The sequence below is a fragment of the Sphingomonas sp. genome, from assembly GCF_004799495.1.
GTDB lineage: Bacteria > Pseudomonadota > Alphaproteobacteria > Sphingomonadales > Sphingomonadaceae > Sphingomonas.
In genome coordinates, this window is the sequence record NZ_SSMY01000005.1 from 80,088 (window position 1) to 100,934 (window position 20,847).

Genomic DNA, 20,847 nt, shown 5'->3' on the forward strand with positions numbered 1-20,847 from the left:
TCTATCTCCTGGGACAGCAACGCACCGATATAGCGACTGGATGCGTGCGTGCGAGCAAATAGCGACTTAGGTTAGGCTGCCTGCCCTACCCGCCGCTTCCTCGTACAACGCGCGATAGGCGGCGATCATTGTCTTCTCGTCATATTCGGCAACAGCCTTGGCGCGATTGAGCTTGCCGACGGTCGCGCGGCCCGCGGGATTCGCCGCCGCCTCCTGAATGACATCGCGCAAGCCCACCTCGTTGCGGTGCTGGTCGATCAACGGCCAGTTCTCGCGGCACACCATGTGCAGCATGTCGCCGACATTGGGCGCCGCGATCGGCAGGCCGGCGGCCATGCCCTCGACCACCGAGATCGGGAATTGCTCGCTCAGCGACGACAGCGCCATGATATCGAACAGCCCAACATATTCGTGCGGGTTGGGCAGGAAACCGGGCATGACGAGTTGATCGGTCATGCCCATGTTCGCCGCCGTCTGTTCTATCTTCGCACGTTCCGGCCCCTCGCCGACGATCACCAGCCGGATGCGCGCCGGGCATCCCGCCACCGCGCGGACCAGCGCGGGAAGGTTCTTGACCTCGCGCAGCCCTGCCAGTGCACCGACCACGACCTCGCCCGGTTTACGCACAAAGCCGGGAATCGCCTTCGGGTCGGGCGTCCGCGCATAGAGCGAGGTCTGGATACCATTCGCGATGCGATGCAGTTTGGGCGGCCCAATCTTCCACACCGTCTTGGCGAGATGCTCGAGCGTCGCCGACGGCACCACGACCGCGTCCGCCGCGCCGAACGCGAGCCGGCGATAGACGGTGCGCCGCGTCTTGAGCCGTGCGGCCTCGTCGGCGTTGAACCCGTCCTCGTGGTGGACGATCGGCGGCGCGCCCTTGGGGAAGGCGCGCTTGGCCATCACCGCGTCGATCCCGCCCCAATTGTAGCTGAGCACCAGGTCGAAACGGCGCATGTATTTCGCGATCGCCTCGAACCGCGCGGGCGACGGGCGGCCGGTGAGCGGCGGCGGGTTTTGCGCGATCTCGTAGGCGATCCCCTTGGCGATCGCGTCACGCGCGCCCAGCGCGTCGGGCATTCCCGACACGATCGTATGCCGGGCGCGGTCGCCGAACGCATTCATCAACCGGACGGCGCGCGCTTCCTTGCCGCCCAGGTCGAACGACGAATGCATGTGCAGGATGTTGAGCGGCGCGGGCATGAAGGCCCCTACCCAGCTTCGTGCCCGCCGATCAAGCGTTAGGCGCCGACCGGTTCGCGCGCGACCCGGTCGAGCAACCGGTCGATTCCCGCCGCCGCTTCGCGCTCGGTCAGCAGCGGGGTGTGGCCCACGTCAGGCACCGTCACCAGCTCGGCCTGGTCCAGCCGGGCGAGCATTTTCGCCGCGGTCGCTTCGCCCAGCACGTCCGACCGCGCGCCGCGCACGATGAGGGTCGGCACATGCTTCAACGCATCGAACGCCGCCCACATGTCCGGCCCCGTCTCGTTCCCCGGCACACGGAACGGTTCGGCGATCTTCATGTCGTAATCGAGCACGATCCGCCCCGCGCTATTGAGCCGGTACAACCGCTTCGCCATCGCCAGCCAATCCTCGATCGAATGGTTCGGATAGACGTCGGCGTTACCCTCCTGCACCGCGCGGGCGGCGTGCATCCAGGTCGGCCAGGTGTTCGACTTGCCGACATAGGAACGGATGCGGCCCAGCCCCGCCGCCTCGATCTCCGGCCCGACATCGTTGAGCAACACGCCCGCCAGCTTCTCCGGTGCGGTCGCCGCGAGCAGCATCGCGACGATCCCGCCAAGCGAGGTGCCGAACGCGACGTAGCGATCTATGCCAAGCTCCGCGAGCAGCGCCTCGACGTCCTTGACGTAGGTCGTCGGAACGTAGCTCATCGGATCCTTGGCCGCCCCGCTCCCGCCGCGCCCACGGAAATTGACCGCGATGACGCGCCACTCGCCCGCCAGCCGCTCGGCCACCTCCTCGAAATCGCGCGCGTTGCGAGTCAGGCCGGCGAGACACAGGATTGGCGGGCGATCCTCGCGCCCCGGATAGTCGCGATAGTGCAGCCGCACCTCGTCGTCCGACTCCCAGTAGCGATTTTCGTAAGCCGACATGGTTGCGTCCTCTTGGGCGACACCGCCATATTGCCGCATGCCCGCCGCCCCGCAAGCTTATCGGCCCGAAACCGCGATCCTCGAACTTGGCGACGCGTTCTACGATCTGGTCGCGGCGGCGGACTTCCCGCAGACGATCCTGCGCTTCCGCAACGACCGCGCGGCGGCGGAGGTTGGACTGGATTCGCTTACCGTCGCAGAGTGGATCGCGCATTTCGGACGCTTCGCTCCCCTGCCCGGCACGCTGCAGCAACCGCTCGCGCTCCGCTATCACGGGCATCAGTTCCGCGTGTACAATCCGGACATCGGGGACGGGCGCGGGTTCCTGTTCGCGCAGATGCGCGACGGCGCGAACCGCTTGATGGACCTCGGTACCAAGGGATCGGGGCAGACGCCCTACAGTCGATTCGGCGATGGGCGGCTGACGCTCAAGGGCGGGGTGCGCGAAGTGCTCGCCACCGAAATGCTCGAGGCGCTCGGGGTGTCGACCTCACGCAGTTTCTCGCTGATCGAAACCGGTGAAGCGCTCGAGCGTGGCGACGAGCCCTCGCCGACGCGATCGGCCGTACTCGTGCGACTGAGCCACAGCCATATCCGCATCGGCATGTTCCAGCGGCTCGCCTATTTCCGCGAGGCGGACAATCTCCGTGCGCTCACTGCCTATGTCCTGCGCCACCTCTACGACGAGGAACCGGGCGAGGACGCTCCCGTCCGCTTGCTCGACCTCGTCGTCCAGCGCACCGCGCGCCTCGCGGCAAGCTACATGGCGGCCGGGTTCGTCCATGGTGTGCTCAATTCGGACAACATCAACGTCACCGGCGAAAGCTTCGATTACGGCCCGTGGCGGTTCAACCCGACCTGGGACCCGGCCTTCACCGCCGCCTATTTCGACCATCAGGGGCTGTACGCGTTCGGCCGCCAGCCCGAGGCGATCCATTGGGACGCGATGCAGCTCGCGGTCGCTTTGCGCCCGATCTGCGAGGCCGAGCCGCTGATCGCGGTGCTCGACACGTTCGGCGACCATTACCAGCGCGCGGTCAGCAACGCGATCCTGTGGCGGCTCGGCCTGACGCCGCGCGATCCCGACAGTGACCGCGCCCTGGTCCAGACGATCGAGCCGGTGCTGCGAGGTACTGCCACTCTGATCGACCGGTTCTTCTTCGATGCGTTCGGCGGCGTCCTGCCCGACAGCTACGGCGAGGAATGGACCGACGCGCGCGCCGCGCTCGCCACCTACGCCCCGCACATCAACCGCCGCTCGCATCCTTACTGGTCCGGCGAGCCCTGTTCGATGCTGATCGACGAGGTCGAATCGATCTGGTCGGCGATCGACGAAAATGACGACTGGGCGCCGTTCCACGCCAAGATCGCCGCGATCCGCACGATGGGCGAAGCGCTGGCGGACGCCGCGCCGACTCGCTAGGACAGCGGCGAATGCCCGAGTTGATCTCCCACGAACCAGCGACCGGCGCCGAATTGTGGCGCGGCAGTATCGGCGACGCCGATGCCGAAGTCGCGGTCGCGCGCGCCAGCTGGCCCGAATGGGCGGCCAAGCCGGTCACTTTCCGGATCGAAACACTGCGCCGCTACGCCAACGTCGTGCGCGCGAAGGCGGACGCGTTCGCCGACCTGATCGCGCGCGAAACCGGCAAGCCTTTATGGGAGGCCAAGACCGAAGTCGCCTCGGTCATCGCCAAGGTCGATATCTCCGTCGCGGCCTATTCGGAGCGCACCGGCCAGCGCCGGATGGAAGCCGATGCCGGCAGCCGGATGGCGTTGCGCCACAAGCCGCACGGCGCGCTGGCGGTGCTCGGCCCGTACAATTTCCCGGCGCACCTGCCGAACGGACACATCGTGCCCGCGCTGATCGCGGGCAATGCCGTCATCTTCAAGCCATCCGAAAAGACCCCCGCATCGGGCGCAATGCTGATCGAATGCCTGCGCGAGGCGGGCGTGCCGGACGGCTGCGCGCGGCTGCTGATCGGCGGCCCGTCGGAGGGCAAGGCGCTCGCCGCGCATCCCGATATCGACGGGCTCCTGTTCACCGGGTCGGCGCACACCGGGCTCGCGCTCAACCGCCAGTTCGCGAGCCATCCCGAAAAGATCCTCGCGCTCGAAATGGGCGGCAACAACCCGATCATCGTGTGGGACACGCCCGACCTCTACGCCGCCGCGGTGCTGGTCGTGCAATCGGCGTTCACCAGCGCGGGTCAGCGCTGCACCGCGGCGCGGCGGCTGATCGTCGACGAGGCTTTATACCAGCCGTTGATGACCGAGCTCGGCAAGATCGTCGACCGGCTGATCGTCGGCGCGCCGCACGACAACCCGGCGCCGTTCATGGGACCGGTGATCGACAACGACACCGCCGACCTGCTGACCGAAAGCTTTCTCGAACTGATGATGCGCGGCGGCAAGCCGATCCGCCACTTGGAGCGCCCGCAGCCCAATTTGCCCTTCCTCCATCCCGGCATCCTCGACGTGACGGGAATGAACGACCGCCCCGACATCGAGTTGTTCGGCCCGATCCTGCAAGTCGTCCGCGCGCTCGATTTCGACGAGGCGATCGCGGAGGCGAACAACACCCGCTACGGCCTGTCGGCGAGCCTGATCAGCCAGACCCCAGATCTTTACAACCGCTTCTGGGCCAACGCCCGCGCGGGGATCGTCAACTGGAACAAGCCGACCAATGGCGCCAGTTCGGGCGCACCGTTCGGCGGGATCGGCTGGTCGGGCAACCACCGGCCCAGTGCTTATTATGCGGCGGATTATTGCGCGTACCCGGTGGTCTCGAACGAGGCCGATTCGGCGCGCGCGAGCATCGGCATCGGGTTGCGCGACTACGAAGTCGAATAACGCTTCGCCGCGGCCGGGCTTGCAACCTTCCGCGACTTGCCTAGTTTAGGACTTGCGGACCGGGCCCCTCTGGCGAGGGCTTTCAAGCCTTCGTGATGTCGGACCGCATCGAGGTTAGCTCGGTGCAGGTTCGGTTGCCTTTTCCCCCGGCTCCAACTCCTCCATCGCAGCTGACCTCGATCGATAAACCATCGATGGAGTGGCTTTGTAATGACGAACCTTATCGAGCGGCTGATCGCCGCCCACCAGCTCATCAACCGAGAGATTCGCCGCGAACTGGCGCGCATTGCGCCCGACGCGCTGCGGCTGCGCGAGCTCAAGAAGCGCCGTCTCGCGATCAAGGATCGGCTGTTCCGGCATGTCCCCGACGCGGCCGAGATGCGGCGCGTGGCGCGGATCGCGCTCGCCCGCCGTGCGGCGACGGTTTGAGGAGGGCGAAGCGATGAACACTTACACCCCCTTCTCCCGCCTGGCGCAGTCGAGCGCGGCGTTCGACGCCGAGTTGCGCGGCTACATGCTGGGGATCTACCGCAACATGGGGCTCGGCCTTGCGCTGACCGGACTCGTCGCGCTGGCGGTGGCCGCGACGCCGCCGCTCAGCGCGCTGATCTTCGGCACCCCGCTCAAATGGGTGGCGATCTTCGCGCCGCTCGCCTTCGTGATGTTCTTCAGCTTCCGGATCGAACGGATGACCACAGCGCGGGCACGCACCGCCTTCTTCGCGTTCGCCGCAGTTATGGGCGTGTCGATGGCGAGCCTCTTCCTGGTCTTCACCAAGCTCAGCATCGCCAGCGCCTTCTTCACGGCGGCCGCGATGTTCGCCGGGTTGAGTCTTTGGGGCTACACCACGAAGCGCGACCTGACGGGGCTAGGCTCGTTCCTGATGGTCGGGCTGATCGCGGTGATCGGGGTCAGCCTGATCAACCTCTTCCTCGGGTCGTCCGCGCTGCAAATGCTGATCTCAGTCGTCGGTGTCGTGGTGTTCGCCGGGCTGACCGCGTGGGACACGCAGCGGCTCAAGAGCGAATTCGTCCAGTTCCGTGGGAGCCAAGCGCTCGACAAGATGGCGATCATGGGCGCGCTGTCGCTCTATCTGAACCTGATCAACATGTTCCAGTTGCTGCTCGGCCTGATGGGCCAGCGGGAGGAGTGAGATGACCGGATTCAACTGCCCCGTCGACGGCGCGACTCTGGTGCCGATCGAGCGCCAGGGGATCGAGATCGACCATTGCCCGACGTGTCGCGGCGTGTGGCTCGACCGCGGCGAGCTCGACAAGATCATCGAGCGGTCGGCGGCCGCAGCACCGGTCGCGGCGGCGTTCGATCGGCGCCTGTCGTACGACGATCGCTACGACCCGCATCCGCCGAAACGCAAGCGGTCGCTCCTCGAGGATCTGTTCGACTGATCCTCACCGGGGCGGGCGTGGCAAAAGTTCCGCTACGCCCGCCCCAACCAACCGTGCGTTGCCGCAACGGCCTCACACGACCATTTCGCGGCGATGGCAACGCTTCTCGATCCGCAGGCGCGCGGGCGCGTCATTCTGGTCGGCGCCGGTCCCGGCGATCCCGGTCTGCTCACCGTTCGCGCGGTGGAGGCGCTGAAAGGCGCCGACGTCGTCGTTCACGACGGGCTGATCGACCCGCGCGTCCTCGACCTTGCGCCGCGCGAGGCGCACCGCATCTCGGTCGCCAAGCAGCGCGCCAAGCACACCCTACCGCAGGACGCGATCAACGCGCTGATCGTCGCGCACGTCCGCACCGGCGCGACCGTCGTGCGGCTGAAAGGCGGCGACCCGTTCATCTTCGGGCGCGGCGGCGAGGAGGTCGAGGCAGTCCGGAGCGCCGGGTTGCCGGTCGAGGTGATCCCGGGCGTATCCGCGGCGCTCGGCTGCGCGGCGGAGGCGATGCTGCCGCTCACCCACCGCGATCATTCGTCGGCGGTCAGCTTCGTCGCGGGTCAGTGCAAGGGGCTCGCCGATCAGGACTGGTCGGGGCTCGCCGGCAAGGGCCGCACGCTCGTCATCTACATGGGCGTCGCGACCTGCCCCGACATCGCCGACAAATTGATGGCCGACGGCGTCGCGCCCGACATGCCCGTAGCGGTGCTGGAGAAGGGCACGCTCGACGGTAGCCGCGCGATCAAGACCCTGCTCGCCGACCTCGGCCCGATGGTCGAGCGCGAGAAGGTGCAAAGCCCGGCGATCATCGTCGTCGGCGACGTGGTCGAGCTGTCCGATGCCGAGGACAAGCTCGCGCGCTGGGCGCGCGTGGCCGAGGCGGCGGCGGCATGAAGCTGCTCACCGGCAACGACCTGCCCACGGGCGACGTCATCTGGTGGACCGGCCAGGGATGGTCGCGCCACGTCGAGGATGCGGTGGATGTCGGCGACAAGGGCGAGGCGATCCTCCACGCCGAGGACGGTGCGTGCCGCGTCAATGGCGGCGCGATCATCGACGCGACCGAAACGCCCGACGGCCCCCGTCCCGCGCACATCAAGGACCGCATCCGCGCGCTCGGACCCACGGTGCGGCCCGATCTGACGCTCAAGCCGAGCGATCCAACCGCCGGCGATTGGGTGATCTGATGTACCGCTACGACCAATACGACCAGGCGATCGTCGATGCGCGCGTCGAGGAATTCCGCGACCAGGCGCGCCGCCGGCTCGCCGGGCAATTGACCGACGATCAGTTCAAGCCGCTGCGCTTGAAGAACGGGCTCTACCTCCAGCTTCACGCGTACATGCTGCGCGTCGCGATCCCTTATGGCACGCTCGACAGCCGCCAGATGCGGATGCTCGGCCACATCGCGCGCAAGTACGACCGCGGCTACGGCCATTTCACCACGCGGCAGAACCTCCAGTACAATTGGATCAAGCTGGAGGAGGCCGCGGACATCCTCGCCGACTTGGCAACTGTCGAGATGCACGCGATCCAGACCAGCGGCGAGAGCATCCGCAACCTGTCGTCGGACCAATATGCCGGCGCCGCGGCGGACGAAGTGTGCGACCCCCGCCCCTGGGCCGAGCTGATCCGGCAAGCGACGACCTTCCACCCCGAATTCAGTTACCTGCCGCGCAAGTTCAAGATCGCGGTGACTGCGGCAGATGAAGACCGGGCGGCGATCCGGCTGCACGATATCGGGCTAAAGCTGGTGAAGAACGACGCCGGTGAACTCGGTTTTGAAGTCTATATCGGCGGCGGCATGGGGCGCACGCCGTTCGTCGCGCCGCTGATCCGGCCGTTCCTGCCCGCCGATCACCTGTTCTCGTACATCGAGGCGGCGTTGCGCGTGTGGAACATGGGCGGGCGCCGCGACAATATCCACAAGCAGCGAATCAAGATCCTCGTCCACGAACTCGGCCAGGAGGAATTCACCCGCCGCGTCGAGGCCGAATGGCAGGCAATCCTCAAGAACGGCTCCGACGTGCCGCGCGCCGAGTTCGACCGCATCGCAGCCTATTTCGCGCCACCGCCGTTCGAGACCGGCCTCTCGGACGACATCGACCGCAGCGATCCCGATTTCGCGCTCTGGGTCGCCCAGAACGTCAAGCCGCACAAGGCGCCGGGCTATGCCATCGTCAATATCAGCCTGAAGCCGGTCGGCGGCATTCCCGGCGATGCGTCGGCCGAGCAGATCGAACTGATGGCCGACCTCGCCGAACGCTACAGCTTCGACGAACTGCGCGTGACGCACGCGCAGAACATCGTCCTGCCGCATGTCCGCAAGGCCGACCTCTATGCGCTGTGGCAGATGCTCGAGGCGAACGGCCTCGCCACCGCCAATCTCGACCTGATCAGCGACATCATCGCGTGCCCGGGGCTCGATTATTGCAGCCTCGCCAACGCGCGCTCGATCCCGGTCGCGCAGAAGATCGCGACGCGCTTCGCCGATCTCGGCCGCCAGCGCGAACTGGGCGAACTCAAGCTCAAGATTTCGGGCTGCATCAATGCCTGCGGCCACCACCATGCCGGGCATATCGGCATCCTGGGGGTCGATAAGAAAGGCACCGAGAATTACCAATTGCTGCTCGGCGGATCGGGCGCGGAGGATGCCAGCCTCGGCAAGATCACCGGCCCCGGCTTCAACGAGGACGGCCTGGTCGACGCGGTCGAGCGCGTGACCGACAAATATCTCGCGCTGCGCGAGGACGGCGAACGCTTCCTCGACACCTATCGCCGCGTCGGGTTCGATCCATTCAAGGAGGCGATCTATGGGTGATCCCTTGCGCTTCCGCGACGACGACGCGGCCGAGGAACCGGCCGTCACGCTCGATGCGTTTCTCGATCAGCGCGATGCGACGGCGGTGCGGCTCGAAGCTGGCGAAGATCCCCGCGCGCTCCTGCCGCACCTCGGCCAGCTCGCGCTGATCGAGATCGACTTCCCGCGCTTCCGCGACGGACGCGGCTATTCGTCGGCACGCGTGTTGCGCGAGGCGGGCTATACCGGCGAACTCCGCGCCGCGGGCGATGTGCTGGTCGACCAGATCGATCATATGCGCCGCTGCGGGTTCGACAGCTTCGCACCCTACGCGCCGATCGACCCGGCGGTGCTAAAGGCGTCGCTCGAACGCTACGAATATCGCTATCAACCCGCCGCCGACGACGCGGTCCCGGTGTGGAAGCTGCGGCATGGCTAGCGCGCTGCGCAAGATCGACCTGATCGACACCGCGCCGGCCTTCACCCAGGCCGACGCCGACCGCCTCAACGCGCGGTTCGCGGGGGTCGAGACGCTGACGATGCTGCGCGCGCTTTTCGCCGAAGGCATTCTCGGCAACACCGCCGTGGTGTCGTCGTTCGGCACCGAGAGCGCGGTGCTGCTGCACCTGATGGCGCGCGCCGACCCCGCCACGCCGGTGATCTTCGTCGATACGCTACGGATGTTTCCGGAAACGCTTGCCTATCGCGATACGCTGCTCGCGGCATTCGGGCTGCGCAACGGCCATACGATCACCCCCGATCCGCTCGTCCTGGCGGAGAAGGACGCGCAACGGCTGCGCTGGTCATACGATCCCGACGGCTGCTGCGCGATCCGCAAGGTCGAGCCGCTCGCGCGCGCCAAGGCCGGGCTCGACAGCTGGATTTCGGGGCGCAAGGCGTTCCAGTCGCACACGCGCCAGAACATCGCGCGGTTCGAGGTCGAGGACGGCCGGCTGAAGGTCAACCCGCTCGGCGACTGGGTGAAGGCCGATCTCGACGCCTATTTCGCCGAGCACGATTTGCCGCGTCATCCGCTCGAGGTCGACGGCTACGCCTCGGTCGGGTGCCAGCCGTGCACGTCGAAAGTGCTGCCCGGCGAAGACCCGCGCGCGGGCCGCTGGCGCGGGTGGGACAAGACCGAATGCGGCATTCACGTGCCCGAGAAACCGGGCGAGGAGCCGGTTTTCTGAAACTTCGCCATTGCGAGCGCAGCGAAGCAATCCAGACGCCCGCGCGACGCTGGATTGCTTCGCTACGCTCGCAATGGCGGGTGGAAGCTATTCGTAACTCGGCCCGGTGTAATCGCCGGCGTAATCGCTGAACAACGTGTAGCGCGGCTCGAATTTCAGGATGACCTTGCCTGTCGACCCGTGGCGCTGCTTGGCGACGATCAGCTCGGCCAGTCCGTTGACGCGCTCCATGTCCTGGCCCCACTTGGCATAATCTTCGAAGACCTTGACGTCGTCGCCCTCGACCGGGTGCTTGGGTTCCTTCGCCGCGACGTAATAATCCTCGCGATAGACGAACAGCACGACGTCGGCGTCCTGCTCGATCGATCCCGATTCGCGCAGGTCGGAGAGCTGTGGGCGCTTGTCCTCGCGCTGCTCGACCGCGCGGCTGAGCTGCGACAGCGCGAGCACGGGAACGTTCAGATCCTTCGCAAGCGTCTTCAATCCGCGGCTGATCTCCGAGATTTCCTGCACGCGATTGTCGTTCGACGACCGTCCGCTCCCGGTCAGCAGCTGAAGGTAATCGACCACCACCATGCCGATCCCGTCCGCGCCGTGCCGCCGCTGCAATCGCCGCATCCGCGTGTGGAGTTGGCCGATCGTGAGCCCCGCGGTGTCGTCGATCACGAACGGCAGGTTCTGGAGCTCGCCCGAGGTGACGACCAGCCGATCCATCTCGGACTGGCTGATCTTGCCCATCCGCAAATCCTGGCTGCTGATCTTCGATTGCTCGGCGAGCACGCGGGTCGCGAGCTGGTCGGCCGACATTTCGAGACTGAAGAACGCGACCTTGGCGCCGATCCGCTGCTTCGGATCGATCCCGTCAGCCTCGTCCTGCATGTACCGCTGCGCCGCGTTGAACGCGATGTTGGTGGCGAGCGACGTCTTGCCCATGCCTGGGCGCCCGGCGAGGATGATCAGGTCGGACTTATGGAACCCGCCCATCTTGGCGTTGACCGAGCTCAGCCCGGTGGTCACGCCCGACACCCCGCCGCCCGAATTGAGCGCGCGGTCGGCCATCTGGATCGCCGCGGTGCTGGCCTGCGCGAAGGTCTTGACCGACGCCTCGCTGCCCCCGTCGGCGGCGACCTTGAACAATTCCTCCTCGGCCGCTTCGATCTGGCCGCGCGGGTTGACCTCCTTAGAGGTGTCCATCGCCTTGTCGACCAAATCCCGCCCGACCTCGATCAGCGTGCGCAGCATCGCGAGGTCGTAGATCTGCTGCGCGAATTGCCGCGCACCGATCAGCCCCGCGCCCGACCCGGTCAGCCGTGCGAGATAGCCCGGCCCGCCCAATTCCTTCATCGCCGGGTCGGCCTCGAACATCGGGCGCAGCGTCACCGGCGTCGCGGTCATGTCGCTTTCGCGCAACTGCTTGATCGCGGTGAAGATTCGCCCGTGGAGCGGCTCGAAGAAATGATCGGCGGTCAGCCGGTCGGTCTCGTCGGCGATGCGATTGTCGATCATCATCGCGCCGAGCAACGCGGCTTCCGCCTCGACATTCTGCGGGAGCGTCGGGGGGTCGGTCGGGGTGAGGGAATGAATCGCGGTCGCCATTTCGATCCCTTACGCCGATCCTTCCGCCGCCTCCAACAATTCGCCGCTGTGGATAATCGGGATGGATGCATTTAAGCGCCAAAGCGTGGCCGATCATCGCATCAAGCAGATCAAGCTCGATGAGCGCTCGATCCTATGGCGCAACGCCGATGTCGAACAGGAACGCCGCATCGCGATCTACGACCTGATCGAGGAAAACAGTTTTCGGCCCGAACGCGAGTATCCCGATGACTATGCGGGACCCTATTTGCTCGATCTCGGGGTCGAGGAAGGGCGGCTGGTGCTGGCGCTGTCGCGCGAGGACGGCACGCCGCTCGAAAAGCTGATCCTGTCGCTCGGCACGCTGCGACGGCCGATCAGAGACTATTTCGCGATCTGCGATTCTTACTATGACGCCATCCGCCATGCGAGTCCGGCCCAGATCGAGACGGTGGACATGGCGCGCCGCGGCATTCACAACGATGCCGCGGACCTGCTCAAGGACCGGCTCGCGGGCAAGATCGAGGTTGATTTCAACACCGCGCGGCGGCTCTTCACGCTGATCTGCGTCCTGCACATCCGGGGCTGAGAATGACCAGGCGCAAGGCTTTGTGGGGCGGGTTGATCGCCGTCGCGATCGCGTTCGCGGTCGCTCTCTATCTGTTCGCGCTGAACTGGCGCCCCTCCCCCTCCAACTATCCGTCTCAGGGCGTGGATGTGTCGGCGGCAACCGGCGCAATCGACTGGAACGCGGTCAAGGCGGCGGGCGCCGAGTTCGGCTATATCGTGGCGACCGATGGTGCGGATCGCGACACCCGGTTCGAGGAAAATTGGCGCGGCGCGGCGGCCGCCGATATCCGGCGCGGCGCTATCCACGTCTTGTCGCTGTGCCGCTCTGCCGCCGACCAGATCAACAATTTCAACACCACGGTCCCCATGTCGGCCGACGCGCTGCCCCCGGCGTTATCGATCGACTTCGCTCCGGGCTGCGATGCCCGGCCTGAGCGCGATGCCGTACTGGCGGAGCTGCGCCGCTTCATCGCCGCGGTCGAAGCGCATAGCGATCGGCCCGTCATCCTGCTCGTCTCGCGCGCGTTCGAGGCGCGGTATCGCGTGACTGCAGCTTTCGACCGCCCCGTTTGGAGCGCGGCAAACTTCTTCGCGCCCGATTACGCCGCGCGGCCATGGCGGATATGGCGCGCGAACGATATGCGTCGGATCGACGGCGTCGATAGGACGGTCAATTGGGATGTGGTGGCGAAATGAGCAGCGATAGTGATTGGGCGAAAACCTTGATTGCGGCGGCGCGGACGGCAGCGGGGAATGCCTATTCCCCCTATTCGGGTTTTTCGGTCGGCGCTGCGCTGCTGATGAGCAATGGCGACGTGATCGGCGGCGCGAACTTCGAGAATGCGAGCTACGGCCTGACGCTATGCGCGGAAACCGTCGCCACCGCCATCGCCAGCGCTTCGGGACGGCTGCGCGAGATCGTCGCGGTCGGCATCGTCGGCGGGATGACGGGCAAGGAGGGCATCGAGCCCATCCTCCCCTGTGGCCGGTGCCGCCAAGTGCTCAACGAAGCCGCGCAACTCGGCAAACGCGACCTCGCGATCTACTGCTCCGGCCTGACCGGCGGGCCGATCGAGGAATACCGGCTGTCGGAATTGCTCCCGCACGCCTTCGGCCCGGCGAGCCTCGGCCTAGCGTAGCGTTCGCGTCACCTTGCCGCCGGCGTCGCGCAGTTCGACACTAGGCTCGCCGTCCTTGCCTACGCCCAAGGTCAGCCGCGGGCGCCCCTGCGGATCGCTCAGCACCAGCGCCACCGTGCCATCCTCGGTACGGCCAAGCCAGGCGCGACGGGCGTTGCCGAACCCCGCCTTCGCCGTCAGTGCGTCGCGTTCGGGGCTTGGCTTCATCGCATGCCAGCGACCGAATGCGGCGAGGTCAGCGTGGTGTCGGGTCGGTCGTTGACTTGCACGCCGACGCGCCGATCCGTGCCGTTCTCGAGGCTGACGAGCTGGAGCGTCTGGTCCTGCCGCCAGCGGTCGAAGGTCAGGCTGCCACCATTGGCCGGCACTCTGTTCTTCAGCCCGCCGTCGAACACCAGTCCGCCGTTCTCGTCGCCCTGGTCGTTGTAGAAGATCATCCCGGCCTCGGTCCGGTTGGGATTGGGATATTCCTTGCCTCCGATGATCACGCCGGGAATGCGTGCGTGGTTGGCGATGGCCAACCGTAATGTACCGTCGGGTTCGCGAACGTTGATCCGCTGTACGTCGATCGTATCGAACCTGGAGGACGGAGACGCCACGGCCGACAATCAAGCCAAACGGTCGTCAATGTCATAGCGGCAGCATAGCCGCCCAGTGCCCGCGAGCTATCGATCCGCATGCTTGTTCTCCCGTCGGTTTGGCGCTCAACGCAAATCGGCGCCGGCATCGTTTACCCTAAGATTCTTTTGCTCGTCCCATCGATCTGATAGTGTTGCGTCATCGCAACGGGAGTCGGATGATGGCGACGCAGGCGATCGATCAAGCGAAATTTGAGGCATTGTTCGGCAAGGTGCTGACTCATATCGGCGGCGCGATGTCGTTGTTGATGGCGTATATGGGCGACCGGTTGGGGCTGTACGCCGCGCTCGCCAAGACATCGCCGGCGTCCAGCGCAGAGGTCGCGGCTGCCGTGGGCCTCGAAGAGCGGTATGTCCGCGAATGGCTGAGCGCGAACGCCGCCGCCGGTTACATCGACTATGATGGCGAGCGGTTCACATTGTCGCTCGAAGCCGAACTGATCTTCGCCAGCGACGGCGACCCGCGTTGCCTCCAGGGATTCATCGAGGCGGTAAAATCGACCTACGACGACGAGGACAAGTCGACCGCGGCGATCCGCGACGGTCGCGGGTTCAGCTGGGGCGACCGGTCGCCCCTGCTGCTTTCGCGGCACCGACCGGTTCTTCCGCCCGGGTTATGCCGTCAATCTGGTCGACAGCTGGTTGCCTGCGCTCGACGGCATGCGGGACAAGCTGGAGGCCGGCGCGACGGTGGCGGATATCGGGTGCGGCCACGGGTCATCGACCGTCCTGATGGCGCAGGCCTTTCCCCGATCGCAGTTCGTGGGGTACGATTTCCATGCTCCCTCGGTCGCTGCGGCCCAGACCAAGGCTCGCGACGCCAAGGTCGGGAATGCCCGCTTTGAGGTCGCGACCGCGAAGGAGTTCGCCGGCAGCGGCTTCGACCTTGCGTGCATCTTCGACGCGCTGCACGACATGGGCGATCCGGTCGGCGCGGCGCGGCACATCCGCGCCGCGCTGAAACCCGGCGGCACGTTGATGCTGGTCGAGCCGCTGGCGGGCGACAGCCTGATGGAGAACCTCCATCTGCTCGGACAAATCTTCTACGGCTTCTCGACCGTGGCATGCGTTCCAGCCTCCAAGGCGCAGGAAGTCGGTCTCGCGCTCGGCGCACAGGCGGGCGAAAAACGGCTGTCCGAGGTACTGCGTGAAGCGGGCTTCACCACGGTACGCCGCGCCGCCAGCACCGACACCAACATGGTGCTGGAGGCCCGCGCCTGACTGCGCTACCCGGACGGGATGACCATCCTGTCCGACCGCTGGATTCGCCAACAGGCGACCGAACACGGCATGATCGAGCCGTTCGTCGAAGCGCAGCGCCGCGAGGGCTGCATCAGCTACGGCCTGTCGTCCTACGGCTACGATGCGCGCGTGGCGGAAGAGTTCAAGATCTTCACCAACATCGACAGCGCGGTGGTGGACCCCAAGGATTTCGCCGCGACCAGCTTCGTCGATCGCCAGACCGATTGCTGCATCATCCCGCCCAACAGCTTTGCGCTGGCGCGGACGGTCGAATATTTCCGCGTGCCGCGCGACGTGCTGGTGATCTGCCTCGGCAAGTCGACCTATGCACGCTGCGGAATCATCGTGAACGTGACCCCGCTCGAACCCGAATGGGAGGGGCACGTCACGCTCGAATTCTCCAACACGACTCCGCTGCCGGCCAAGATCTACGCCAACGAAGGCGCGTGCCAGTTCCTGTTCCTGAAAGGGAACGAACCATGCGAGACGAGCTACGCCGACCGTGCGGGCAAATATATGGGCCAGCGCGGCGTAACACTGCCCAAACTTTGATCAGTCGATTAGCGCAGCTAATCGGCGCCACGGCCAAAGCGCGACCGGCCTCGCGCAGCGAGGTCCGACGACGCGGCTTTGCTGCGGCGCGTCTCGCAATCGGTACTTCTCAATGAAAAAGGGCGGCCGCTCATGCAACCGCCCTTCTGTTCACATCCGAGGAAGCGTCAGAATTCGTTGGCGTAATATTCGTTGCCGATGAAGCCGAGCTTGGTGATACCCGACCGCTTGATCACCGCCAGCACCTTGTCGACCTTCTCGTAGCGCGCATCGGGCGAGGGCTGGAAGTGCAGTTCGGGCTCGGGCACGATCTGCTTGGTCGCCTCGAGATACTGCGCCAGCTGGTCGTCGCTGGCGATCTCGGTACCGTTCCAGGTCATCCGGTCATCAGCGTAGATGATGATCTTGTTCTTCTGCGGCTCGACCGGCGGCGCCGGCGACTTCGAATTGACCGGCAGGTCGACCTTCACCGCGTGCGTCTGGGCCGGGATAGTCATGATGAACAGAATGAGGAGCACCAACAGGACGTCGATCATCGGCGTCATGTTGAGGTCCATCATCGGCGAGCCATCGTCCCTGCCGCCACTCATTGCCATGGTTCAAAACTCCGTATTATCGCTAGCGGTCAGGACTTGGGCGGCGGCTGCGAGATGAAGCCGACCTTGATGAACCCGGCGCTCTGCATCGTGTAGATCGCGCCGCCGACACATTTGTACGGGACATCGATATCGCCGCGAATGTGAACTTCGGGGATCTTGTCGGGATCGATCGGACCTGCCGCCTCGAGCCGCTTGATATCGGCGTCCATCTTCTTCTTGGCTTTGTCGTACAATTCCTGGTGACCCATCCGGGTCATGCCCCAATAGATCGCGCACTGCCCCTTGTCGTCCTTGGTGATCGACAGCGAGACGTTTTCGGGCTTGGTCGTCGTCGGGTCGTACTTCACGTCGGGCAGCTTCAGCTTGATGTTCTGAACCACGACGGGAACGGCGATGAGGAAGATGATGAGCATCACCAGCATCACGTCGACGAGCGGCGTGGTGTTGATGTCCGACATCGGGGTGTCGTCGGAGCCTCCGGTGCTAAACGCCATTAAGCTATCCTATCCTTAATTCGGCTACCCGCGGCAACGCGCCGGGGGCACACGGAGCGGGGCGCCCCGCTCCGTGATCCGTGCCTTACGACTTGGTCGGCACGCCGCCGGTCTGGCCGGCCGTGGTGGTCGCCACCGGCTTGGCCGCCGGAGCGGAGCCGCCGGCCTTGCGCGCTACCGAAGGCTTCACCGCGCCGTTCGACGCGAGGTAGCCGAGCACGTCGTTCGAGAAAGCGCTGAGGTCTTCCGAGATCGACTTGTTGCGGCGCTGCAGCCAATTGTATGCGAGCACTGCGGGAACCGCGACGACCAGACCGAACGCGGTCATGATCAGCGCCTCGCCGACCGGGCCGGCGACCTTGTCGATCGACGCCTGGCCGGCCTGGCCGATGTTGATCAGCGCGCGGTAGATGCCGAGCACCGTACCGAACAGACCGATGAACGGCGCGGTCGCGCCGACCGTCGCGAGGAAGGCGAGCCCGCCGCCCAGCTGCGAGTTGATCGTGTCTTCCGAACGGCGGAGCGAGCCGTGCAGCCAGTCGTGCGCTTCGACCGGGTCGGTCAGGCGGCTATGCTGTTCCTGCGCAGCGAGACCGTCGTCGACGAGCTGCTTGTAGGCCGAATTCTTCTCGAGCTTGGCGGCGCCTTCGCGCAGCGAATTCGCGTTCCAGAAGCTCGCCTTCACGCGACGCGCCTGGTTCATGATCTTCTGCTGTTCGAACAGCTTGGTGAACATGATGTAGAGCGAAAAGAACAGCATGAGGGTCAGGATGCCCGCCACGGTGTACGAGATGAAACCGCCCTGATGGAGCGCGTTCATCACGCCGAACTGTTCCTGGGCGCCTCCCGAGGCGTCGGCATTAAGGATGGAGATGCTCATTCGATGCTTCCTCTTTAGATCGTCTAATAATCGCGTCAGAACCTAGCCGGACAGCGCCCCTTGGAAGGGCGCTGTCCGATCGATTTTATTCGTCTTGCAACTGCCAACGCACACCGCGGATCGTGAACGTCGATTCGATCGGCGTGCCATTGGGATCCTTGGCCGGGTTGAACCGGGCGTTACGCGTCGCCAGGCTGCACGTCGTGTTATCGAGATCGCTATTGCCGCTCGACGACACGACTTGGCAACTTGTGACGCGGCCATTGGTCCCGACCCCGACGCGAACCGTGACACGACCTTGTGCGCCGGCGCGCTTGGCCGCCGCCGGATAGGAATCCTGCGGGAACCAGTTGCCCTGATCGCCACGCGGCGACACCGCGACCGCAACGCGCGGCGGGGCCGGCGGCGCGGGGGGCTGCGGCGGCGCGGGCGGCTGCGGCGGCGCCAGCGTCGGCGGCTGCGGCGGCTGCGGCGGGAAGGTCACCGGCGCGGGAATCGGCGTGTTGAACACCGGCGGCGCGGTCGGCGGCGGCGGCAGGTTCGGCTGGTCGGGCGGCGGCGGCGGCGGCTTGTCGGGCGGCGGCGGCGGCGGCGGCGGGGCCACGTCGAACGTATTGAGCTTTTCCGAAACCTTCTTGGCGATGCTCGACGCCAGGCCGGTCACGAAGGCGTAGCCGAACGCCGCAACGATCAGCGAACAGATAACAATCGCTACGATGCGGCTGCCGGTTGTATCACGATCAGCATATGCCATTCAGAAACCCAACTCCCTAATCGCGATCCTCAACGTTACCGACCGTTAACGATCCGGCAACTCACCCCTCGGCTAGCGCCGGATCGGGCAGAACGCGAGTCTCTATCGCCACGTTAGGAACGACGCAAACGCTTTGTCGGACGCAACAAACGTACAATCGCCCTGCCCCAGATTTATTTCTGTTTCGAGACGATCTCTTCGCCTAACCCTTTCGGCATGTCGAGTGTTCCCATGGTACGATTCTTGACCGCTGCCGCTCTTGCGGTGGCGGCGGCCCCATCCGCTGCCGCGACCCGCCCCGCCGCCCCATCCTATCGCTATGCCGACGTCGCCGATCTTGCGATTCGGGCCCCGATGGTGATCGACGGAACGATCCGCGACGCGGTCAGGATAAAGGGTGCGGAGGCGGCGAATGTCGCCGCCGGATACGTCCGGTTGTACGTGACATTGGACGTCGTCGCGCTGATCCGCGGACCCGGCGCGGTGCCGCCGCGCGTCGGCTATCTCTATGATGCCAAACTGGATTCGCAAGGCGATCCGCCCAAGCTGAAAAAGCAGCGCGTGCTGCTGTTCGCACGGTCCGTCGTAACCGCGTCAGATCAGATTCAGCTGGTGTCGAACGGGGCTCAACTGACCTGGAGCCCGGCGACCGAGGCGACCGTGCGGCGCATCGCGGCCGACATCGCAACCGCCGGCGCGCCGCCCGCGATCACGGGAATCACCAACGCTTTCCATGCCGCCGGCACCTTGCCGGGCGAAGGCGAGACGCAGATTTTTCTGAAGACCAGCGGGCACCCGATCTCGCTGTCGATCGTACGCAAGCAGGATCGGAGCCCGGTCTGGACGGTGTCGCTGAGCGAAGTGGTAGAGGATGCCCTGCCCCCGCCGCCGCGCGATACGTTCCTGTGGTACCGCCTGGCGTGCGGCCTGCCGGGGGACATCCCCGCGGACATGCTCGCTGGACTCGACCCCGCCGACGCGGCGGCGGTGCGCGACGATTATGCCTTCGTGAAGAAGGGTTTGGGCGCCTGCCGCGGCTAGCGGCGGTGGCGCACCAGCGAAATCCCGATCGATTCGCCGGCTTCAGCGATCGCCAGCTTGACGATTCGGACCTCGACTCGCGCGACTCGCTTGTCCTGCAGGAACAGCGTCTCGCAGATATGCTCGGCGACCGCTTCGACCAGCTTGAAGTGGACGCCGACGGGCAGAGCGGCTGTCGCGGCGTGTTTCAGATCGAGATAGTTCTTCGATTCGGTCAGCGGCGATTCGGGCTCGAATCGTCCCGGCAGGTCGAGATCGACCGTCACCGAGATCTTCAACGGCTGCGGTAGGTGCGTCTCTTCCGAATAGATGCCGGTCAGCACCATTACTTCGAGGTCGTGGACGTGGAGTTGCAAGCGGTCGTTCATCGTGGCCGCGCCCTGCCCGCCCCGCCGCCAGCGATCAACCCCGGTTCGCCTTGTATTCAGTCGTGATGCCGTTAAACGCGCCCGCCCCGGGCACGCCGCCCCGGGCACAGGAGACCGAAGTGCTGGAGTTCGTGCCGATCGCGACCGTCGATCCCGCCGCCGTCGAGGCGCTGCTGGACCGCGCGTTCGGCCGAGACCGGCACGGGAAGACGGCGTATCGCCTGCGCGCGGGCGTAAACGCGATTCCCGAATTGAGCTTCGCCGCGATCGAGGACGGCGCGCTGGTGGGGACGATCCAGTGCTGGCCGGTCGAGCTCGCGGGGGACGACGGCGAGGTCCGGCCGCTTGTCATGGTCGGTCCGGTGGCGGTCGAGCCGGATCGGCAACGCGGCGGGCTGGGCAAGGAATTGATGTCGCAAGCGCTCGACGCCGCGGTCGAGCTCGACCTCGACGGCGCGATGATGCTGGTCGGCGATCCCGAATATTATGGCCGCTTCTGGGGGTTCAGCGCTGAGGCGACCGGCGGCTGGCGGCTGCCCGGACCGGTCGAGCGGCATCGTCTGCTCGCGCGCGGCAACGACGTCCCGGCAATCTCCGGCGCGCTCGGCCCGCGCGCGGCGGTTGCGGCCTAGCCTCGC

Annotated in this window: 27 protein-coding genes and 1 pseudogene; 18 read left to right on the forward strand and 10 right to left on the reverse strand. The window is 65.9% G+C overall.

The window, feature by feature from the left end:
* Positions 1 to 66: 66 nt before the first annotated feature.
* Both E7773_RS05635 and E7773_RS05640 read right to left on the reverse strand, forming a co-directional pair.
* Positions 67 to 1,203, reverse strand: coding sequence for a glycosyltransferase (locus E7773_RS05635; protein ID WP_293989271.1), 1,137 nt, complete (start codon positions 1,201 to 1,203; stop codon positions 67 to 69).
* 38 nt (positions 1,204 to 1,241) lie between these two features.
* Positions 1,242 to 2,117, reverse strand: a complete 876-nt coding sequence (locus E7773_RS05640; protein WP_293989274.1) for an alpha/beta hydrolase — start codon at positions 2,115 to 2,117, stop codon at positions 1,242 to 1,244.
* A 37-nt stretch (positions 2,118 to 2,154) separates the two neighbouring features.
* Here E7773_RS05640 and E7773_RS05645 point away from each other — a divergent pair, with 37 nt between their 5' ends.
* The 10 genes from E7773_RS05645 (at position 2,155) to E7773_RS05690 (ending at position 10,357) form a co-directional block, all read left to right on the forward strand.
* A complete protein-coding gene (locus E7773_RS05645) occupies positions 2,155 to 3,540 on the forward strand; it encodes a protein adenylyltransferase SelO (protein WP_293989276.1) in 1,386 nt (461 codons plus the stop codon).
* An 11-nt stretch (positions 3,541 to 3,551) separates the two neighbouring features.
* Complete coding sequence (gene astD / locus E7773_RS05650) at positions 3,552 to 4,970, forward strand: succinylglutamate-semialdehyde dehydrogenase (RefSeq protein ID WP_293989280.1); 1,419 nt, start codon at positions 3,552 to 3,554, stop codon at positions 4,968 to 4,970.
* A gap of 210 nt (positions 4,971 to 5,180) precedes the next feature.
* Positions 5,181 to 5,399, forward strand: a complete 219-nt coding sequence (locus tag E7773_RS05655; RefSeq protein ID WP_293989283.1) for a YdcH family protein — start codon at positions 5,181 to 5,183, stop codon at positions 5,397 to 5,399.
* A 13-nt stretch (positions 5,400 to 5,412) separates the two neighbouring features.
* Complete coding sequence (locus E7773_RS05660; protein WP_293989285.1) at positions 5,413 to 6,123, forward strand: Bax inhibitor-1/YccA family protein; 711 nt, start codon at positions 5,413 to 5,415, stop codon at positions 6,121 to 6,123.
* A gap of 1 nt (position 6,124) precedes the next feature.
* On the forward strand, positions 6,125 to 6,376 hold the full coding sequence (locus tag E7773_RS05665; RefSeq protein ID WP_293989288.1) for a zf-TFIIB domain-containing protein: 252 nt from the start codon (positions 6,125 to 6,127) through the stop codon (positions 6,374 to 6,376).
* A 93-nt stretch (positions 6,377 to 6,469) separates the two neighbouring features.
* Positions 6,470 to 7,261 (forward strand): uroporphyrinogen-III C-methyltransferase, encoded by a 792-nt coding sequence (gene cobA / locus E7773_RS05670; protein WP_293989291.1) that lies wholly within the window; start codon positions 6,470 to 6,472, stop codon positions 7,259 to 7,261.
* Entirely contained in the window at positions 7,258 to 7,554 is a 297-nt protein-coding gene (locus E7773_RS05675; RefSeq protein ID WP_293989294.1) for a DUF2849 domain-containing protein, read from the forward strand. Before cobA ends, E7773_RS05675 begins: the two co-directional genes overlap by 4 nt.
* A complete protein-coding gene (locus E7773_RS05680) occupies positions 7,554 to 9,188 on the forward strand; it encodes a nitrite/sulfite reductase (protein WP_293989378.1) in 1,635 nt (544 codons plus the stop codon). The genes E7773_RS05675 and E7773_RS05680 overlap by 1 nt, the downstream gene beginning before the upstream one ends.
* Positions 9,181 to 9,606, forward strand: a complete 426-nt coding sequence (locus E7773_RS05685; RefSeq protein WP_293989297.1) for a DUF934 domain-containing protein — start codon at positions 9,181 to 9,183, stop codon at positions 9,604 to 9,606. Before E7773_RS05680 ends, E7773_RS05685 begins: the two co-directional genes overlap by 8 nt.
* A complete protein-coding gene (locus tag E7773_RS05690; protein WP_293989300.1) occupies positions 9,599 to 10,357 on the forward strand; it encodes a phosphoadenylyl-sulfate reductase in 759 nt (252 codons plus the stop codon). The genes E7773_RS05685 and E7773_RS05690 overlap by 8 nt, the downstream gene beginning before the upstream one ends.
* 87 nt (positions 10,358 to 10,444) lie before the next feature.
* Here the strand turns inward: E7773_RS05690 and E7773_RS05695 are convergent, their stop codons facing one another.
* The gene (locus tag E7773_RS05695; RefSeq protein WP_293989303.1) at positions 10,445 to 11,953 is read right to left on the reverse strand and encodes a replicative DNA helicase; all 1,509 of its coding nucleotides are present in this window, start codon (positions 11,951 to 11,953) and stop codon (positions 10,445 to 10,447) included.
* An 85-nt stretch (positions 11,954 to 12,038) separates the two neighbouring features.
* Here E7773_RS05695 and E7773_RS05700 point away from each other — a divergent pair, with 85 nt between their 5' ends.
* Genes E7773_RS05700 through E7773_RS05710 form a run of 3 tightly spaced genes read left to right on the forward strand, consistent with a single transcriptional unit; the run spans position 12,039 to position 13,641 of the window.
* Positions 12,039 to 12,521 carry a UPF0262 family protein gene (locus E7773_RS05700; protein WP_293989306.1) on the forward strand — a complete coding sequence of 161 codons (483 nt, stop codon included), beginning with the start codon at positions 12,039 to 12,041 and terminating at the stop codon, positions 12,519 to 12,521.
* A 2-nt stretch (positions 12,522 to 12,523) separates the two neighbouring features.
* Positions 12,524 to 13,198: a GH25 family lysozyme gene (locus E7773_RS05705; protein ID WP_293989309.1), complete on the forward strand. Its 675-nt coding sequence runs from the start codon at positions 12,524 to 12,526 to the stop codon at positions 13,196 to 13,198.
* Positions 13,195 to 13,641, forward strand: coding sequence for a cytidine deaminase (locus tag E7773_RS05710; RefSeq protein WP_293989312.1), 447 nt, complete (start codon positions 13,195 to 13,197; stop codon positions 13,639 to 13,641). The genes E7773_RS05705 and E7773_RS05710 overlap by 4 nt, the downstream gene beginning before the upstream one ends.
* On the opposite strand, the gene E7773_RS05715 is transcribed toward E7773_RS05710, so the two are convergent.
* Together E7773_RS05715 and E7773_RS05720 are read right to left on the reverse strand one after the other, a co-directional pair.
* The gene (locus E7773_RS05715; RefSeq protein WP_293989315.1) at positions 13,633 to 13,848 is read right to left on the reverse strand and encodes a hypothetical protein; all 216 of its coding nucleotides are present in this window, start codon (positions 13,846 to 13,848) and stop codon (positions 13,633 to 13,635) included. The two genes, E7773_RS05710 and E7773_RS05715, sit on opposite strands and share 9 nt — an antisense overlap.
* Positions 13,845 to 14,240 carry a hypothetical protein gene (locus E7773_RS05720; RefSeq protein ID WP_293989318.1) on the reverse strand — a complete coding sequence of 132 codons (396 nt, stop codon included), beginning with the start codon at positions 14,238 to 14,240 and terminating at the stop codon, positions 13,845 to 13,847. The genes E7773_RS05715 and E7773_RS05720 overlap by 4 nt, the downstream gene beginning before the upstream one ends.
* Before the next feature lie 296 nt (positions 14,241 to 14,536).
* Here E7773_RS05720 and E7773_RS15550 point away from each other — a divergent pair.
* From E7773_RS15550 to dcd, 3 genes and pseudogenes are all read left to right on the forward strand, one after another.
* Positions 14,537 to 14,656: pseudogene (locus tag E7773_RS15550) on the forward strand (SAM-dependent methyltransferase); the annotation flags it as partial.
* Between the two features lie 283 nt (positions 14,657 to 14,939).
* The gene (locus tag E7773_RS05725; RefSeq protein WP_293989321.1) at positions 14,940 to 15,500 is read left to right on the forward strand and encodes a class I SAM-dependent methyltransferase; all 561 of its coding nucleotides are present in this window, start codon (positions 14,940 to 14,942) and stop codon (positions 15,498 to 15,500) included.
* A gap of 18 nt (positions 15,501 to 15,518) precedes the next feature.
* Complete coding sequence (dcd, locus tag E7773_RS05730) at positions 15,519 to 16,073, forward strand: dCTP deaminase (protein WP_293989324.1); 555 nt, start codon at positions 15,519 to 15,521, stop codon at positions 16,071 to 16,073.
* 167 nt (positions 16,074 to 16,240) lie between these two features.
* Here the strand turns inward: dcd and E7773_RS05735 are convergent, their stop codons facing one another.
* The 4 genes from E7773_RS05735 to E7773_RS05750 all read right to left on the reverse strand — a co-directional run bounded on the left by E7773_RS05735 (position 16,241) and on the right by E7773_RS05750 (position 18,800).
* Positions 16,241 to 16,669: a biopolymer transporter ExbD gene (locus E7773_RS05735; RefSeq protein WP_293989326.1), complete on the reverse strand. Its 429-nt coding sequence runs from the start codon at positions 16,667 to 16,669 to the stop codon at positions 16,241 to 16,243.
* A gap of 29 nt (positions 16,670 to 16,698) precedes the next feature.
* Positions 16,699 to 17,166, reverse strand: coding sequence for a biopolymer transporter ExbD (locus E7773_RS05740; protein WP_293989328.1), 468 nt, complete (start codon positions 17,164 to 17,166; stop codon positions 16,699 to 16,701).
* A gap of 85 nt (positions 17,167 to 17,251) precedes the next feature.
* Entirely contained in the window at positions 17,252 to 18,046 is a 795-nt protein-coding gene (locus tag E7773_RS05745; RefSeq protein WP_293989331.1) for a MotA/TolQ/ExbB proton channel family protein, read from the reverse strand.
* Positions 18,047 to 18,131: 85 nt separating this feature from the next.
* Entirely contained in the window at positions 18,132 to 18,800 is a 669-nt protein-coding gene (locus tag E7773_RS05750; protein WP_293989334.1) for an energy transducer TonB, read from the reverse strand.
* A 243-nt stretch (positions 18,801 to 19,043) separates the two neighbouring features.
* On the opposite strand from E7773_RS05750, the gene E7773_RS05755 reads away from it, so the two are divergent.
* Positions 19,044 to 19,841 carry a hypothetical protein gene (locus tag E7773_RS05755; RefSeq protein WP_293989337.1) on the forward strand — a complete coding sequence of 266 codons (798 nt, stop codon included), beginning with the start codon at positions 19,044 to 19,046 and terminating at the stop codon, positions 19,839 to 19,841.
* Here E7773_RS05755 and E7773_RS05760 read toward each other — a convergent pair.
* Positions 19,838 to 20,209: a dihydroneopterin aldolase gene (locus E7773_RS05760; RefSeq protein ID WP_293989340.1), complete on the reverse strand. Its 372-nt coding sequence runs from the start codon at positions 20,207 to 20,209 to the stop codon at positions 19,838 to 19,840. The genes E7773_RS05755 and E7773_RS05760 overlap by 4 nt on opposite strands.
* A gap of 119 nt (positions 20,210 to 20,328) precedes the next feature.
* Between E7773_RS05760 and E7773_RS05765 the strand changes: the two genes are divergently transcribed.
* Positions 20,329 to 20,841, forward strand: a complete 513-nt coding sequence (locus E7773_RS05765; RefSeq protein ID WP_293989380.1) for an N-acetyltransferase — start codon at positions 20,329 to 20,331, stop codon at positions 20,839 to 20,841.
* Positions 20,842 to 20,847: the final 6 nt, after the last annotated feature.

Excerpts from the sequence above, each read along its gene's own strand:
- E7773_RS05635 (WP_293989271.1), bottom strand. The coding sequence starts at position 1,203 with ATGCCCGCGCCGCTCAACATCCTGCACATGCATTCGTCGTTCGACCTG.
- E7773_RS05640 (WP_293989274.1), bottom strand. The coding sequence starts at position 2,117 with ATGTCGGCTTACGAAAATCGCTACTGGGAGTCGGACGACGAGGTGCGG.
- E7773_RS05645 (WP_293989276.1), top strand. The coding sequence starts at position 2,155 with ATGCCCGCCGCCCCGCAAGCTTATCGGCCCGAAACCGCGATCCTCGAA.
- astD (WP_293989280.1), top strand. The coding sequence starts at position 3,552 with ATGCCCGAGTTGATCTCCCACGAACCAGCGACCGGCGCCGAATTGTGG.
- E7773_RS05655 (WP_293989283.1), top strand. The coding sequence starts at position 5,181 with ATGACGAACCTTATCGAGCGGCTGATCGCCGCCCACCAGCTCATCAAC.
- E7773_RS05660 (WP_293989285.1), top strand. The coding sequence starts at position 5,413 with ATGAACACTTACACCCCCTTCTCCCGCCTGGCGCAGTCGAGCGCGGCG.
- E7773_RS05665 (WP_293989288.1), top strand. The coding sequence starts at position 6,125 with ATGACCGGATTCAACTGCCCCGTCGACGGCGCGACTCTGGTGCCGATC.
- cobA (WP_293989291.1), top strand. The coding sequence starts at position 6,470 with ATGGCAACGCTTCTCGATCCGCAGGCGCGCGGGCGCGTCATTCTGGTC.
- E7773_RS05675 (WP_293989294.1), top strand. The coding sequence starts at position 7,258 with ATGAAGCTGCTCACCGGCAACGACCTGCCCACGGGCGACGTCATCTGG.
- E7773_RS05680 (WP_293989378.1), top strand. The coding sequence starts at position 7,554 with ATGTACCGCTACGACCAATACGACCAGGCGATCGTCGATGCGCGCGTC.
- E7773_RS05685 (WP_293989297.1), top strand. The coding sequence starts at position 9,181 with ATGGGTGATCCCTTGCGCTTCCGCGACGACGACGCGGCCGAGGAACCG.
- E7773_RS05690 (WP_293989300.1), top strand. The coding sequence starts at position 9,599 with ATGGCTAGCGCGCTGCGCAAGATCGACCTGATCGACACCGCGCCGGCC.
- E7773_RS05695 (WP_293989303.1), bottom strand. The coding sequence starts at position 11,953 with ATGGCGACCGCGATTCATTCCCTCACCCCGACCGACCCCCCGACGCTC.
- E7773_RS05705 (WP_293989309.1), top strand. The coding sequence starts at position 12,524 with ATGACCAGGCGCAAGGCTTTGTGGGGCGGGTTGATCGCCGTCGCGATC.
- E7773_RS05710 (WP_293989312.1), top strand. The coding sequence starts at position 13,195 with ATGAGCAGCGATAGTGATTGGGCGAAAACCTTGATTGCGGCGGCGCGG.
- E7773_RS05715 (WP_293989315.1), bottom strand. The coding sequence starts at position 13,848 with ATGAAGCCAAGCCCCGAACGCGACGCACTGACGGCGAAGGCGGGGTTC.
- E7773_RS05725 (WP_293989321.1), top strand. The coding sequence starts at position 14,940 with ATGCGGGACAAGCTGGAGGCCGGCGCGACGGTGGCGGATATCGGGTGC.
- dcd (WP_293989324.1), top strand. The coding sequence starts at position 15,519 with ATGACCATCCTGTCCGACCGCTGGATTCGCCAACAGGCGACCGAACAC.
- E7773_RS05735 (WP_293989326.1), bottom strand. The coding sequence starts at position 16,669 with ATGGCAATGAGTGGCGGCAGGGACGATGGCTCGCCGATGATGGACCTC.
- E7773_RS05740 (WP_293989328.1), bottom strand. The coding sequence starts at position 17,166 with ATGGCGTTTAGCACCGGAGGCTCCGACGACACCCCGATGTCGGACATC.
- E7773_RS05745 (WP_293989331.1), bottom strand. The coding sequence starts at position 18,046 with ATGAGCATCTCCATCCTTAATGCCGACGCCTCGGGAGGCGCCCAGGAA.
- E7773_RS05750 (WP_293989334.1), bottom strand. The coding sequence starts at position 18,800 with ATGGCATATGCTGATCGTGATACAACCGGCAGCCGCATCGTAGCGATT.
- E7773_RS05760 (WP_293989340.1), bottom strand. The coding sequence starts at position 20,209 with ATGAACGACCGCTTGCAACTCCACGTCCACGACCTCGAAGTAATGGTG.